Genomic DNA, 15,470 nt, shown 5'->3' with positions numbered 1-15,470 from the left:
TATTTACACCAAAATGATGCATTACTATAAATAATAAGAAGGTCTTTCCGATGAATAAAATCTGGCTCGGATGTATTTTGACGTCTGTACTCTCCTCAGCAGCGAATGCACAGGATGCGCTTTCACTCGAACAACGGCTGGAACAAATGGAGCAGCGACTGAAAGTCACGGAACAACGCGCTGCGACTGCGGAGGCAGAAATTCGCGTCCTTAAGCAGGAGAAGCAAGTATCCCCTGTGGTCAATAACGTTCCCGCCACTCCCGCTCTTCAGCTCACTGGCAATAGTGATATAAAATTTTATGGTGATGTTGAATTTAATATGGATGGTGCCAGCCGTACCGGTAGCCTGACGTCGGTAAAAACCAGTAGTAATAAAAACTGGGCCCCCGGAGATAAAGAACGCTGGGATATGAATGGTCGCATTCTCCTTGGGTTTGATGGTCTGCGAAATGGCATTAATGGAAAATATGCTGGATTTAGTGTTCAGCCACTGGCTGATATCAACGGGAAAATGAATCTCGATGATGCGGCATTTTTCTTTGGTCAGCAGAATGACTGGAAAATTAAAATAGGTCGCTTCGAGGCCTGGGATATGTTCCCGCTAAACCAGGATACGTTCATTGAGTATTCCGGTAACACCGCTAACGATCTCTACAGTGACGGCTACGGTTATATCTACATGATGAAAGAAGGGCGCGGGCGTAGCAGCAGCGGTGGCAATTTCCTGCTCAGTAAAACCCTCGACAACTGGTATTTCGAACTCAACACGCTAATAGAAGATGGCAGTTCGCTATTTGTCGACAATAACTATCACGGCAACGCGTTAGATAACCGTAAAAATGTGGTTTATGCCCGCCCGGTCGTGGCGTGGCAATCCGGCGAGTGGTCGGTCGCCGCCGCTGTCGAAAGCAACCTGGTGAACAACGCTTATGGATATCAAAATACGCAGGGTGTTTGGGTCGATCAGTCAAGCCGGACAGGATATGGCATGACCATGAGCTGGAACACACTCAAAACCAATGCAGAAAACGGCGCAGTCGTTAACCTGAGCACCGCATATCTCGATGCCGCTGACGAAAAAGATTTTAGCGCAGGAATTAATGCCTTATGGCATCGCGTGGAACTTGGTTACATCTATGCGCACAACAATATCGACAAGTTCAATATGGCCGGCCTGGCCAGTGACTGTGACAGCGACTGCGCGATCCTTGCACCGGGAAAATATGACATTCATACCATCCATTCTTCATGGCAGCTGCCTGACATCATGGATATGCCTAACTTCAATATTTATCTCGGGGCCTATGCCTCATGGCTTGAATCACCGTCGGTTAAAACGGGCAATACCGATAACCGTTATGGCGCACGGGTGCGTTTTAAATATCTTTTCTAACTCTATTCATTGCGCTAAGGAGGTCAAATGAAAATCTGGACATTGGGTGACGCGGTAGTCGATTTGATGCCTGAGGGGATGATGCAATATACGGCGTGTGCGGGCGGCGCGCCGGTCAATGTAGCCGTTGGTGCTGCACAGTTGGGATGTGATTGTGGATTTATTGGCAGGGTAGGTGATGACCCTTTCGGTCATTTTCTTCAGAACACGCTTGCTGAGAAGAATGTTGATACACGGCATATGCAATTTGATGCCGAACACCGTACCAGCACAGTGGTGGTTTCCCTCGGTGAAAACAGCGATCGCAGTTTTACTTTTTTGGTCAATCCCTCGGCAGATCAGTTTTTGTCTTCCACGAATCTGCCGGATTTCGGCAACGACATTTTGCATTTTTGTTCGCTGGCGTTGGTGGCTGTGGATTGTCGCGAAACCCTGGTGCGGGCAGTGGATCAGATTAAACAGCGCGGAGGGATGTTAAGTTTTGATCTTAATCTACGTGAACAAATGTGGCCGGACCCCATGATCATGTCTGATACCGTGCGTCATTTTGCACGCGAGGCGGATATTCTCAAGCTTTCAGAAGAGGAGTTGTACTGGCTGGCTGGGACAAACCATCATGAGAACGCGCTGAGTTTATTAATGGAATACCCTTCATGCCTGAAAGTGGTTACCAGGGGGGTAAACGGTGCAGACGTATTGTGGCAGGGCAAGTTTGTTCGCGTAAGTGCATTCGAGGTGGAAAGCCTGGACACAACGGGAGCGGGGGATGGCTTCATGGCAGGGTTGCTGGCAAGCATCGCACAGGGAAATCCACTGGATGATTTAATACAACTCGAGAAAGCTATCACACAGGCCAGCGCCTGCGGAGCGCTGGCGACGACGCAAAAGGGCGCATTGACAGCATTACCCGATAAACAGGGTGTTAAGCAGTTTATTGATGCTGAAAATATGCTCTCATTTCATGTGCATACACCCCAACTCCAGGGATTAAAAACAGCTAACTCTGACGGATTACGTGCTGTGCGGTAAACGAGATTTTCTTTTCACTTATCGCATCATCGCTTTACGAGCACTGATGCGATATTTGAGATACCAGAAACGTTAACTGCCGGGATTAACTAACGGGTACAGGCGGTGTTGATTGCAAACGTTGAAAGGTTTTTCAGAAGGCCTGAGACTGCGGATTTTAGTGTCGTTCTCCTCGTTGAATCTCAATCGTATACAGATTCGTGAAGATGCATGAAACATAAATTTGGCTCTTCTGACTGGGATCGCCTTTGCCAGTAACTGGCTAATAAGTAAGGTAAATCTGAATTTCCTTTCTGTCAAGACCACCAGAATGACCACCGTTGGGGGCTCCATAAATCTGGTATGAGTGTTCCGCAGCATGGGTGAACATTACTATTTTACTCTCTGGGAATGAAGCGTAGCCAGAGGTAACGTCGAAGGTGTTTATCCTATGTAAAGCTGCGTGCAAAGAGGTTTAACTGTCGGCTGTGTGCCAAAAGCGGAAGTTGCTTACATCGTGCTATGTTAGTTTACTGGGAGCAGGTCACCCACAATTGATGCTGACCAAATTCAGTAAACCACTACAAGTGCGTAGAGACCAGTCAGACGGTGTTAACTTTATGCTAACGCCGACATGACCGACGCGCTATCGACGTACTGCTCCATGGTCATAATCTTCCCATCCTCAAGGCGATAAAGGTGCGCAAATGATGCCGTCATCGCCTTGCCGGTTATTTTATAAACGCCGGAGTAAATCCCAAAAGCAGCAACATAGTTACCGTCAGCAAGAAACGTATGCGTCTTTGCCTGATAGTCTGTCCACTCAGTTGCCAGTCGCTGAAATACGTTAGCGATTATCTCTTCTGCACCGGTGTAAGTCCCTGCATAGGGGAACCAGCCGCTTCAGTCCATGTCGCATTGGGGGACAGGACAGCAAGCAGGTTCTTTCCATTTTCTTCAGAGGTGCCTTCATAAGTCGCGCGTATAATTTCCACATTACTCTTCATTATTCTATCCCCAACTCATTTCGCCCTTGGCGACTTTTGCACCAATTTGTAAAGCGACACTCATGCCAGCATCAGGATAACGTTTTGTCATGGCTGCAATCAGTTCGCTACTGTCGCCGGCCAGACTAAGTTCGTTCTCAAAAGCCAGAAGATAGTCGCGGGTATAGGTTATTGCTGAAATATCGGTAGTACCCTCAGATAACATATGCCCTGCGATGACCGTCGTGGGATGTCTGGATGCCATGGTGTCCAGATTTTTTATCCAAAGTGCGCGAGCCTCTGGACCTTGAGTGTCGGCGGTCCACACATGGGTACCAGAGAACACCAGTACACCGCCAAAAATGGCGTTAAGCGAAGGTACCCAGAGATAACGACGGTTAGCGAGGCCATCAGCATCGATAATTTCGAGGGCCTGGCCTTCGAGAGATAACGCATCCTCGTCAAATACCTCGGGCATAACGATGTCTGACAACGTTTGCGGGCCGTTGTCCTGGAGTTGTGGGCCCCACACTGCCAGTTTCTTCTCAACACTTTTCTTAATGGCGTCGATTGTCGACGATGCGGCAACGACACGAGCTTCCGGAAAGGCTGCTCTTACCGGACCGAGGCTAAAGTAGTAATCAGGGTCGCTTTGGCTAATATAGATTGTGGTCAGCTTTTTACCTGTTTTCTGGATAGCCTCTGCCAGCAGTCTGCCATCGGCGAGCGTAAAACCACCGTCAATAAGTACGGCTTCCTTATCGCCAGAGATCAGCACTGGCGAGCGATAAAAACCGTGCTCGCCGGCAGGAAAATGTGTCCAACTCAGGGGAATGTTCTTCCCTGCATCAGGGACGTTGGTTTGTAGTGTCATCGTATTTTCCCCTTCTGTTAAAGTGGTAATTAGGTGAGCATTGCTTTCACCAGACGTTATGAATCCACTAACTGACGTACCCATTCATGAGGGTTTGAAAACAATATGCTTGAGTTTAGCATCCAGCGCTTTGAGCCGGATTCGGCAATAAAAGTGGGAACACCGCGTGCGCCAAATTCCCGCATTAATCGTTTCGCACGCTCAGTACGAGTATGGTTTGCTTCGAGCAAGTCTGCTGTAGGATCCAACACTTTCTTCGCTGCATTTTCCAACCCCTGAGAACTTAACACACCCGCAAGAACCGACAATGACGTGACGTCAAGCCCCTCAACATAACGGGCGCGTTGTATTGCTTTCAGCGCTTCAATTTCCCGTGAAGGGTTTGACAGCGATACTGCAGTAATCGCAAGCGTGGCTGAACCACTGTCAAATTTTTTCTGCTGGTCATGAAGCACTTTTTCGCGATAAATCTCGGAAAAAGGCTGCCCGGTGATATTAGAAATTCGCTGGTCGTTTTCCCACGCAAAAGCAGCAAATTCATTGTTCATGGGACGTGCACCGGCATCTGAAAACAGGCCGGTTGGCATGAACTCAAGTTTAATACCCGGAATGTCATTTAGTTCAGTAAGCACAGGTGACGCGCCGTAGCACCAACCGCAAAGTGGATCGAATAAGTAGTTAAGAATCATGTTCACAGGTGCCCCCTATTTTTAAAAGTAGCTCATCATAGAAAACTTTTATTGGATATTAAATACATCCATGGTAAACAGCTTGTCATCTAAAAACATACAATTGGAATGCGATAGTGAGAAAACTGGGAAATATCAGACGCCTTGCCTATTTTGTCTCCGTGGTTGAAGCTGGCTCATTTACTGCAGCTGCCGAGCGTTTGGGTATAACTAAAGCGGTAGTCAGTCATCAGGTCGCGCGTCTTGAAGAGGAGTTGAACACCACTCTTCTTATCCGTACTACTCGTACCATTCGCTTAACGGATGCGGGAAAAGTCTTTTATGAGCACTGTGCGTCTATTCTACGTGAAACAGAGGAAGCCTTTGCAGAGTTAGACGCACTGGTGGCTGAGCCCTCTGGGACATTGAGGCTGACAGCGCCTTTTGACTATGGGATCAGCGTCGTCGTTCCAGCTATCACTGCATTCAGTCAGCGCTATCCAGACTGCAAAGTTGATGCCGTGATAAGTGATAACAAGTTTGATATCGTGGACAAAGATATAGAAATAGCCATCCGTGTGGGCTGGTTAGATGACTCACATTTGCAGGCAAGGAAAATCGGGCACTTCCGGCAGTTGCTGATAGCCCCGCGCAATATGCAGCCGCAGGTAGAAAAAATTAATAAACCACAAGATATCAAACCACTGCCTTTTATAGCCAATACAGCTCTGCGTGAACCTTCTCAGTGGCATTTCACGCTGAATGGATCGGATCAACAAAGTATCAACGTTCAGCCCTCGATATTCATTAATAACACACTGGCGGTCCGTGAAGCGGTGAGAGAAGGTGCAGGCATCTCTGTGTTGCCGGATTACGTTGTCAGTGATGATCTTATTTCTGGCCGCTTAATTCAGGTGCTCCCAGAATGGGAACTACCTTCAGGTGAGATTCATGCAGTTTTTCCCGCATCTCGATTTCGCCCGACAAAGGTACGCTCATTTTTAAATATATTGATGGAGAAAGATAAAGAGCGCTGATTGTGCTTATCTTTTGCATGCCAGCTTTGATTCAGGAATACGCAGCGTACCGGTCATCATGGCAATTTCAGCAAACGTAGACGTGTTTTTCGCACGATTGGCCCTCTAGCCCGTAAGAAGATGGGATGTCCGCCCTGTGCCAGAAGCGGAAGTTGGTAAGCCTTGGTTCTATTGAGCATTAGTGAGTGCTAATGGATACTTGCCGTGGATGAGGAATGTTGGATCGTTACCAATAGACAAACCTCCACGCCAGGAATTATTTTATAAGTAAGAAATATTAATCCAAAAGAACCTGGTCAATAAATGCGCCGTAAAAATATTAACGATTATCAAGCCTTTATCGCAGTAGCCCGAGAAAAAAGCTTCACAAAAGCGGCCGCTCAATTAGGTGTCTCACAGTCGGCGCTGAGCTACACCGTAAGGACTCTTGAAGCAGATCTTGGTCTTCGTCTTCTTACACGTACCACACGTAGCGTTTCTGTGACAGAGGCTGGCGAACGGCTACTTTCCCGTATAGGACCACACTTTGACGAAATTGAAAGTGAGATCGCCGCGCTCAGTGGATTGAGAGAAAAACCCGCTGGTACTGTGCGCATTACTTCCGTTGAACACGCAGCCGATACAATACTCTGGCCTAAGCTCGCCCCGGTGATGCTTGAATATCCCGATATCAACATTGAAATTATCAGCGAGTACGGACTCAAGGATATCGTCGCTGAACGTTATGATGCTGGAGTTCGGTTGGGCGAACAGGTCGATATGGATATGATTTCCCTGCCGCTTGCCAGAGACTTCCGTTTTGCAGTGGTCGGAGCACCCTCTTATTTCATGGGGAAGACATATCCGGTCACGCCTCGTGATTTAAACGATCATAGCTGTATCAGATTACGCCTGCCCACTCATGGCGGATTCTATACCTGGGAGTTTCGCAAGGATGAGACTGAAATTAAGGTCCGTATTGATGGACGAGCGACTTTCAGCACCATAAATATGATGAGGCAGGCCGCCCTTGATGGACTGGGACTTGCTTATCTGCCGCTAGATACCGTCGAGGCTTATCTTGAAAACGGGATGTTAGTCCAGGTGCTGACAGACTGGTGTCCACCGCGTCCCCCCTATCATCTTTACTACCCCAGCCGTCTGCAACATTCTCCGGCATTTGCACTTGTGCTCGAAGCACTCCGCGCCCCATAACCTTTGAGCGCTGTTTGTACTGGTCTATATCGAACTCAGTTTCTTATAACCCTATTAATAAAACCTCCTTCTAAGCCCATGCGAAATTAAGCCTCTAATTTCTCAATACTAAAGAGATTAAGATGGCTGCTGAAACAATCTGTGTTCTTTCAGCGGCCAGGGCCGTCATCATGTAAATGAAGGAGTCTTGCAATGAGTAAAAAAGCAGGCGGGTTAAGCCGCCGAAATTTTATCCTGACGAGTTCAGTGGCTTCAGCAGGATTATTGATGGCGGGTCATGCTTCAGCCCTGCTCTCACCAACACCTCGTACATCTGGCACCACGGCACACGTAGATGGCGTCACAGTCAGCAGTGTCCTGTTCCGGAACAATGAAATAATGATGTCCGGAAACGTCTATGTTCCCCCGGACTTCAGCGAAAACCGTCAATACGCTGCAATTGTCGTTGTCCACCCAGGCGGTGGTGTTAAGGAACATACTGCGGGCCTTTATGCCCTCAAACTGGCTAAAGAAGGATTTATCACCCTGGCGTTTGATGCCTCCCATCAGGGGGCTAGTGGCGGATTACCACGTTTTATTGATGATCCCATGAAGCGAGTCGTCGATTTCTATAGCGCAGTCGATTACCTGACCACTCTTCCTTATGTCGATAATAATCGTATCGGCGCATTAGGCGTTTGTGCAGGCAGTGGTATCACGGTTAAAGCATCGATGACGGAACGCCGAATCAAAGCGCTGGCAACAGTCAGTGCCGTAGATGTTGGGGCGGCGACCCGTAAAGGTTGGGAGGGAACAACATCAGAATCTGAACTCATTCCAACTCTGGATGCGGTTGCTAAACAGCGCACAATCGAAGCAGCAGGCGGCGCACCGGTTTATGTCAACTATGTGCCCCAATTGGGTGATACCAGTGCCCCAAAAGATCTTCAGGAAGCTGCGGACTACTATCTAACCGAACGCGGAAAATATCCGACTTCCACCAATCAAATGCTGATGACAAGTATCAGTACGCTGGCATCTTTCACCGGGTTTGAAGGGGCGGATGTCTATTTAACACAGCCACTTCTGATTGTAGCCGGTAGCAAAGCTGGCTCGCTCTGGCACAGCCAGGAATTACACAAAACTGCTGCTTCTGTTCAAAAAACGCTGCATATCATCCCAGGTGCGACGCACATGGGTCTCTATGATGGTCAGGGGGCAACAGTTGCAGCGAGTCAGCTGACTCCTTTCTTCAAAAATAATCTCGTACAGGTATAACTATCCATGAAACAAACTCCACTTCTTGAAAGATTTCCACTGGGTAAAGGTGTGACGCTGCGCAACCGTATTGTGATGGCCCCGATGACGACCTGGGCGGGTAATGATGACGGCACGGTGTCTCATGAGGAAGAAGCATATTATCGTCGACGCGTTCAGGACATCGGGCTGGTCATTACTGGTTGTACACATGTTCAGGAAAACGGCATTGGGTTTACGGGAGAGTTTGCTGCGTATGACGACAAATTTATTCCCGGTTTAAAGCGCCTTGCTACTGCTGCAAAAAGCGGTGGAGCACCGGCAATCTTACAAATATTCCATGCAGGTGTGAAAACCAGCCCTGAACTGGTTTCGGATATTGTAGCTGCAAGCGCTATTACCGGTGACGCCGGTCCTTTCGCACCTTCAGTTACTCCTCGCGAACTGACATTCGCTGAAATCGAAATGGTTATTCAGGCTTTCGGTGAAGCAACTCACCGTGCAATAGAAGCAGGATTTGATGGTGTTGAGTTACATGGTGCTCATGGCTTTTTACTTCAGAACTTTTTCTCACCTCATTCCAACCGAAGAGATGATCAATGGGGCGGTTCACTTGAAAAGCGTATGCGTTTCCCACTCAGCGTCATTGAAAGTGTGCGTAATACGATTGCTGAGCATGCAGCCAATCCCTTCCTGATGGGATACCGCATTTCCCTGGACGAGCATTATGAAGATGGGTTGCGCATTGATGAGTCGCTTCAGCTGGTTGACCGACTGGTCGATGAGGGTATTGATTATCTTCATGTATCACTCGGTAATGCACTTGAAGCCAGACCCGTTGATGCACCGAATGGTCCCAAAGTCATCGAAATCGTGCGCGACCACCTTGCTGGACGTATACCTCTGATTGTTGCCGGGCAGTTACGAACACCAGAGCAAGCCGAGGATGCTGTTAAAGCAGGGGTATCTTTGACGGCAGTAGGTCAGGGTATGGTTATGAACCCAGACTGGGTTAAATTCGTAGATGGCAAAGCTGAAGGAAAAATTGCTCTCAATATTGCTGCATCAGACGTAGAGCAACTTGCTATACCCCAGAAACTGTGGCGTGTCATTGAGGGTACAACTGGTTGGTTCAACATTCGTTAAATACGGCCTAACCGTAATATGACAATTAGAATCAACTTGCCATTGATTCACTTCAGAACCTGGAAAGTTCTTACATGGCCGGATTTCGGGATTAACTGGGTTACGGCCATGTAAATTTTATCTTATTCCTTTAAGTCCTCTTCAATTCGAGGGCTATTATTTCAGACATAACTTCCGCTCCTCGCTCAAAGCAGAAAGTCTGATTTGAGTGTGCTCTACCTCAGAACACTGCTATATCAGGTCTGAACTGACACCGTTGGATTCAGGTTCTTAACGCCAGCCTTAACCCATTTCACCGCCGCGAACCAAAGTGCGCTACGCCCGGTTATGCCGGTCAGATGTTTTCTCCTGCGTGTCTTCCGTTCCGAATCAACTTCCGGTTAATCGTTTCCCAATACAACCCGTCCCGCAAGAGTAAATGGCACGGCATCCAAAGCGCATCGTTATTTGATGGATAAAATCTGAGCCTGTTAGCGATTCACCAATCACACAAACAGCAAAAAGCCCGCTCAGGTTTCCCTGAGCGGGCTTTTCTAATTTGGCTCCTCTGACTGGACTCGAACCAGTGACATACGGATTAACAGTCCGCCGTTCTACCGACTGAACTACAGAGGAATCGTGTGAACGGGGCGCATGTTAACGGCGTGTCCGGGAAATGTCAAAGGCCTATTCCACTCTGTCGGTGCGTTTGCTGGCAAAAGCAGCAGTGTGAGGGTTTTTTATCTTGATTGGACAATCTTCAATCTCTGCGCCAGATCTCACTTTGTAGCGTTTAGCTGGCCGATGTTAGAGGTGTGTCAAATTTTTGTTATTTGCTGATTTTAAAACATGCGTTTCGATGCTTTCATAGTGAAAGTTTCAATTAGCGTTATTATGAAACAAAAAAACTGCTCTGCGGTAACGTAGACGGGGATGAAAGAAAAAGAAACAGTGGGTTGTACATAACGTGTTGTTGTAAAGAGTAAAAGTAGGTCCCGATACACAGTAATAAGAAAGATAGTTTTACCCGAGATAGTCACCCCCTACACTTTAATAAAGCCGTCGGTGAGGGTGTGTGAATGTAAAAGAAATTTTTCATTCGCAGAATCCGTCACCTTCGCAAGCTAACGATAATAAGGGCCTGGACATGAACGTGAAAAAAACAATTTTAGCGTCACTGTTAGTCTGCATGTTACCTGTTACCAGCTTTGCCAAAGACCTGCAGGTTGGCGTCTCTATGGCATTGTTTGATGACAACTTTTTAACGATTGTCCGTAACTCAATCACTAATGAAATGAAAACGGAAGGCGTGAAAGGCCAGATTGAAGACGCCAAAGGTGACGTCGCCCAGCAGTTGCAACAGGTGCAAAACTTTATCGGTCAGGGCGTTGACGCGATCATCATTAACCCGGTGGATACCAATGCGGTGAAACCGATTGTTGACCTGACCTCTAAAGCCGGTATTCCACTGGTGTTTGTTAACCGTAAACCCGCAACTGAACTGACGGGCAAAATGGCCTATGTAGGTTCTGACTCCGAGCTGGCGGGTCGTCTGCAGATGGAAGCGCTGGCAAAGCGTCTGGATTATAAAGGCAACGTCGCCATTCTTCTGGGTGACCTGGCCAACGAAGCTACACGTGACCGTACCAAAGGTGTTGAAGCGGTTGTCGCAAAATATCCGGGTCTGAAAGTCGTTCAGAAGCAGACGGCGAAATTTACCCGTAATGATGCGGTAGATGTGGTGAGTAACTGGCTGACAGCGGGTGATGACATCCAGGCCATCGCCTCAAACAACGATGAAATGGCTATCGGAGCATTGCAGGCGTTAGGTAAAAACGAGAAGAAAATCCTGATCGCGGGCGTTGATGGTACACCCGATGCCCTGCAGATGATCAAAAACGGAAAAATGGTTGCTACCGTATTCCAGGATGCGAAAGGCCAGGGTGCGGGTGCTGTACAAACGGCCGTAAAACTGGCTAAAGGCGAACAAGTTCAGAAAAATGTGTTTATCCCTTATCAGTTGATTACAAAAGATAACTACACAGACTTTACGAGTAAAAACCTGAAATAACTTTCGCTGAACTTGTAGTACGGAGGTAGTTAAATGACCGCATATGCGCTTGAAGCCGAAGGCATCAGCAAATTCTTCCCGGGTGTGAAGGCGTTAAGCAACGTCTCATTCCGTATCAAGCCGGGAACGGTGCATGCTCTGATGGGTGAGAATGGCGCAGGTAAATCCACTTTAATGAAGTGCCTCATCGGGATTTATCGTCCCGATGAGGGGCAGATTCGTATTAAAGGGCAACCTGTGCAGTTTACCGACACGCTGGATGCACTGCGTTCGGGAATTTCCATGATTCACCAGGAGCTTAATCTGGTACCGCATATGACGGTCGCCGAAAATATCTGGCTGGGTCGCGAGCCGATGAAATTCGGCTTCGTTGACCACGGTAAGCTCAACCGTTTAACCAAAGATCTGCTGGTTAAGCTGAATATTCGTCTGCGTCCCGATCAGATGGTGGGCGATCTCAGTATCGCCTCCCAGCAGATGGTGGAGATCGCCAAAGCGGTTTCCTGGAACTCAGACATCGTGATTATGGATGAACCGACCTCAGCCCTGACGGAAACCGAAGTGGCGCATCTGTTCACCATCATTCGCGACCTGCGTGAGCAGGGCAAAGCCATCATCTATATCAGCCATAAAATGGATGAGATCTTTGCGATTACCGATGAAGTCAGCGTATTCCGTGACGGCACCTGGGTGGCGAGCAATGAGACATCGAGCTATACGCGACAGTCGCTGATCACCCAGATGGTGGGGCGTGAACTGACCCAGTTGTTCCCAAAAACAGACAGCAATATTGGCGAAGATGTTCTGACGGTACGCAGCCTGACGCGTAAGGATGTGTTCCACGATGTGAGCTTTAGCGTACGTCGCGGGGAGATCCTTGGGGTGGCGGGTCTGGTGGGTGCCGGACGCAGTGAAGTAATGGAAAGTCTGTTTGGTATGACATCAATAGACAGTGGAGAGATCCTGATTGATGGTGTGCCGACCAAAATTGATTCACCGGCCAGTGCGATTGATAAAGGACTGGCGTTCCTGACCGAAGACCGTAAAAAGTCAGGCCTGTTCCTGGTGCTGTCGGTAATGGAAAACATGAGTATCGTCAAAATGACTGACTACAGCGCCAAAGGCGGCTTCGTCAATCATGCCAACATGGCGAAAGACTGTCTGGAACAGATCAAACGTCTGAATATCAAGACGCCAACCATGGACCAGATCATAAACAACCTCAGTGGCGGTAATCAGCAAAAGGTATTAATTGCCCGCTGGCTGCTGGCACAACCGAAGATCCTGATTCTTGACGAACCTACCCGTGGTATCGACGTCGGCGCAAAAGCGGAAATCTACCGTTTGATCAGCGAACTGGCGAGCCGTGGCGTTGCCATTATCATGGTGTCCTCTGAACTGCCGGAAATTATTGGCATGAGTGACCGCGTGATGGTGATGCACGGAGGACGTATTACCGGCATCCTCAATAAAGAAGAAGCCGACCAGGAAACCATATTGTCGTTGGCGTCCGAGTAAGGGCGTGAGGTAAACAAACATGAGTGATGTGAAAATGACAACGCAACAGTCAGCTGAGACACCGTCGTTCTTTAGTAATCTGAAAGGCAAACTGCCTAAAGATACCGGTATTTTTGTGGTGATGGTCGGCATCGCGCTGATATTTGAGGCCTTCGGTTGGTACGTTCGCGATCAGTCATTCCTGATGAACCCGAACCGCCTGGTGCTGATTGTTCTTCAGGTCGCGATTATCGGTATTATTGCGGTCGGGGTGACTCAGGTCATTATTACCACGGGGATTGACCTGTCGTCCGGTTCGGTGATTGCATTGACGGCGGTGGTTGCCGCCAGTCTGGCGCAAACCTCTGAAAGCCTGTCACCGATGTTCCCCTCGCTGGTGGATATGCCCGCCGCGCTGCCGATTAGCGCCGGGATCGGGGTCGGTTTGCTGTGCGGTATCGTCAACGGCGTGCTGATCACGAAGACCGGTATTCCGCCGTTTATCGCCACGCTGGGGATGATGGTATCGGCGCGTGGTCTGGCACAGTATTACACTCAGGGTAACCCCATCAGCTTCCTGTCCGATGGCTTTACGTCGATTGGTCAGGGTGCAATGCCGGTGATTATCTTCCTGGTGGTGGCGGTGATCTTCCATATCGCGCTGAAACATACCCGCTACGGTAAGTATGTTTACGCCATCGGCGGCAACATGGTGTCGGCGAAAGTCTCCGGTATCAACGTTAATAAATACCTGATCATCGTTTACACCATCGCAGGCGGTCTGTCTGGCCTGGCGGGTGTGGTGCTGGCGGCGCGTGTGAGTAGCGGCCAGTCAAGTATGGGCCTGGGCTACGAGCTGGATGCCATTGCCGCGGCGGTGATCGGCGGTTCCAGCCTGATGGGTGGGGTAGGGCGTATTACCGGCACGCTGATTGGTGCGGTGATCCTCGGACTGATCAAGAGCGGCTTCACCTTCGTGGGTGTTGATGCCTACATTCAGGACATCATCAAAGGGATGATTATTGTTGCCGCGGTATCGATTGATATGTATCGCAACCGCAGTAAGCGTTAATTCGGGTGGGACCGGGCGGGCCAGAATTCAGGTCCGCCTTTTCCATTAACCCCTGCACATCCTCAACGCATTTCCTGCACCATCCGCGTGCAACCCGGCAAAGGGATCTGACCTGCCAGACCTCCTGCGTACGCATCATCCCAGTACCCGTAATCAGATTCTCTTATTTTACCGCCTGTTAGCCCATATCCCGGACGCCTTGTCACCATTAGGAAAATTCTGGCACGCCCCTTGCAATTACCCTCGGGTCAGAATGAAAACTTATTACAGACGCCAGCATTACTGGCACTCGGGGAACCGTGACGGAGGCAAAATGAACTTAAGACGACTGAAGTATTTCGTAAAAATCGTCGACATCGGCAGCCTGACTCAGGCGGCAGAAGTCCTGCATATTGCACAGCCAGCTCTCAGCCAGCAGGTGGCAACACTGGAAAACGAACTTGACCAGCAGTTGCTGATCCGCACCAAACGCGGCGTTACGCCGACCGACGCGGGTAAGATCCTCTATGCCCACGCCCGCACTATCCTGCGTCAGTGTGAACAGGCGCAGACGGCGGTGATCAACGCCGGGCAGGCACTGGCAGGGCAGGTTTCCATCGGCCTGGCGCCGGGGACCGCCGCCTCTTCGCTGACCATGCCTTTGCTGCAAACCGTGCGCGAACAATTTCCGGATGTGCTGGTGTATCTGCATGAGAACAGCGGCGCGTCATTAAACGAAAAAGTGATGAGTGGTCAACTGGATATGGCGGTGTTGTATGACCGTTCACCGGCCGCGGGCATCACCAGCATTCCCCTGATGAAAGAAGAACTGTATCTGGTGGGTGCCAGCGCCTGTCCGGGGCAGACAATCGACCTGACCGATGTGGCAGAGATGAATCTGTTCCTGCCGCGTGATTACAGCGCCGTACGTAAACGTGTGGACGAAGCATTCTCTCTGCGTCGCCTCAGCGCACGCATCATCGGTGAAATTGAATCTATCGCTACGCTGACCGCCGCCGTCTCCAGCGGCATGGGGGCGACCGTGCTGCCAGAGTCTGCTGCGCGTGCGCTGGTGAGTTCAACCAATGCCTGGATGGCGCGCATCACCAGCCCTGCGCTGAACCTGCCGCTGTCATTAAATGTCTCTGCCACGCTGCCCATGTCACCGTCTGCGCAGGCGGTCAAAAACATTCTATTGTCGCTGCTGAATAATCCAGTGACAGAAGATCGCGAACTGATGCTGGTCAGTTAAATGCCTTTGTGCCGGGCGCGCCATCGCGCGCCTCACTTCCTGCCGCTTCGCCTCCCTTATCGCTAAAAAGCATATAA

Annotated in this window: 13 protein-coding genes and 1 tRNA gene; 10 read left to right on the top strand and 4 right to left on the bottom strand. The window is 49.4% G+C overall.

What is annotated here, in order from left to right; translation table 11 throughout:
* The first annotated feature begins 50 nt into the window (after nucleotides 1-50).
* Nucleotides 51-1,394: a carbohydrate porin gene (locus FY046_RS04755; RefSeq protein ID WP_446185803.1), complete on the top strand. Its 1,344-nt coding sequence runs from the start codon at nucleotides 51-53 to the stop codon at nucleotides 1,392-1,394.
* A gap of 27 nt (nucleotides 1,395-1,421) precedes the next feature.
* Nucleotides 1,422-2,423: an aminoimidazole riboside kinase gene (locus FY046_RS04750; RefSeq protein WP_446185802.1), complete on the top strand. Its 1,002-nt coding sequence runs from the start codon at nucleotides 1,422-1,424 to the stop codon at nucleotides 2,421-2,423.
* Nucleotides 2,424-3,020: 597 nt separating this feature from the next.
* On the opposite strand, the gene FY046_RS04745 is transcribed toward FY046_RS04750, so the two are convergent.
* From FY046_RS04745 to FY046_RS04735, 3 genes are all read right to left on the bottom strand, one after another.
* Nucleotides 3,021-3,236 carry a nuclear transport factor 2 family protein gene (locus FY046_RS04745; protein ID WP_446185943.1) on the bottom strand — a complete coding sequence of 72 codons (216 nt, stop codon included), beginning with the start codon at nucleotides 3,234-3,236 and terminating at the stop codon, nucleotides 3,021-3,023.
* Nucleotides 3,237-3,413: 177 nt separating this feature from the next.
* Nucleotides 3,414-4,262 (bottom strand): MBL fold metallo-hydrolase, encoded by an 849-nt coding sequence (locus tag FY046_RS04740; RefSeq protein ID WP_446185801.1) that lies wholly within the window; start codon nucleotides 4,260-4,262, stop codon nucleotides 3,414-3,416.
* 56 nt (nucleotides 4,263-4,318) lie between these two features.
* Nucleotides 4,319-4,951: a DsbA family protein gene (locus FY046_RS04735; protein WP_197931312.1), complete on the bottom strand. Its 633-nt coding sequence runs from the start codon at nucleotides 4,949-4,951 to the stop codon at nucleotides 4,319-4,321.
* Between the two features lie 116 nt (nucleotides 4,952-5,067).
* Between FY046_RS04735 and FY046_RS04730 the strand changes: the two genes are divergently transcribed.
* From FY046_RS04730 to FY046_RS04715, 4 genes are all read left to right on the top strand, one after another.
* The gene (locus FY046_RS04730; protein ID WP_197931305.1) at nucleotides 5,068-5,967 is read left to right on the top strand and encodes a LysR family transcriptional regulator; all 900 of its coding nucleotides are present in this window, start codon (nucleotides 5,068-5,070) and stop codon (nucleotides 5,965-5,967) included.
* A gap of 303 nt (nucleotides 5,968-6,270) precedes the next feature.
* Nucleotides 6,271-7,161 carry a LysR family transcriptional regulator gene (locus FY046_RS04725; RefSeq protein WP_167864485.1) on the top strand — a complete coding sequence of 297 codons (891 nt, stop codon included), beginning with the start codon at nucleotides 6,271-6,273 and terminating at the stop codon, nucleotides 7,159-7,161.
* A gap of 192 nt (nucleotides 7,162-7,353) precedes the next feature.
* Complete coding sequence (locus FY046_RS04720) at nucleotides 7,354-8,418, top strand: alpha/beta hydrolase (RefSeq protein WP_446185800.1); 1,065 nt, start codon at nucleotides 7,354-7,356, stop codon at nucleotides 8,416-8,418.
* A 6-nt stretch (nucleotides 8,419-8,424) separates the two neighbouring features.
* Nucleotides 8,425-9,543, top strand: a complete 1,119-nt coding sequence (locus tag FY046_RS04715) for an NADH-dependent flavin oxidoreductase (RefSeq protein WP_167864486.1) — start codon at nucleotides 8,425-8,427, stop codon at nucleotides 9,541-9,543.
* A gap of 539 nt (nucleotides 9,544-10,082) precedes the next feature.
* Here the strand turns inward: FY046_RS04715 and FY046_RS04710 are convergent.
* Nucleotides 10,083-10,158, bottom strand: a tRNA-Asn gene (locus tag FY046_RS04710).
* A 511-nt stretch (nucleotides 10,159-10,669) separates the two neighbouring features.
* On the opposite strand from FY046_RS04710, the gene FY046_RS04705 reads away from it, so the two are divergent.
* From FY046_RS04705 to nac, 4 genes are all read left to right on the top strand, one after another.
* Nucleotides 10,670-11,593 (top strand): sugar ABC transporter substrate-binding protein, encoded by a 924-nt coding sequence (locus FY046_RS04705; RefSeq protein ID WP_133843230.1) that lies wholly within the window; start codon nucleotides 10,670-10,672, stop codon nucleotides 11,591-11,593.
* 33 nt (nucleotides 11,594-11,626) lie between these two features.
* Nucleotides 11,627-13,111: a sugar ABC transporter ATP-binding protein gene (locus tag FY046_RS04700; protein ID WP_133843232.1), complete on the top strand. Its 1,485-nt coding sequence runs from the start codon at nucleotides 11,627-11,629 to the stop codon at nucleotides 13,109-13,111.
* Nucleotides 13,112-13,130: 19 nt separating this feature from the next.
* On the top strand, nucleotides 13,131-14,162 hold the full coding sequence (locus FY046_RS04695) for an ABC transporter permease (RefSeq protein ID WP_167864487.1): 1,032 nt from the start codon (nucleotides 13,131-13,133) through the stop codon (nucleotides 14,160-14,162).
* 313 nt (nucleotides 14,163-14,475) lie between these two features.
* Nucleotides 14,476-15,393, top strand: a complete 918-nt coding sequence (gene nac, locus FY046_RS04690; RefSeq protein ID WP_133843236.1) for a nitrogen assimilation transcriptional regulator NAC — start codon at nucleotides 14,476-14,478, stop codon at nucleotides 15,391-15,393.
* Nucleotides 15,394-15,470 lie beyond the last annotated feature (77 nt).

The sequence above is a fragment of the Erwinia sp. 1181_3 genome, assembly GCF_052824965.1.
Note: the sequence above shows the minus strand (reverse complement) of the source record. Positions and strands in the feature narration are given on the sequence as shown.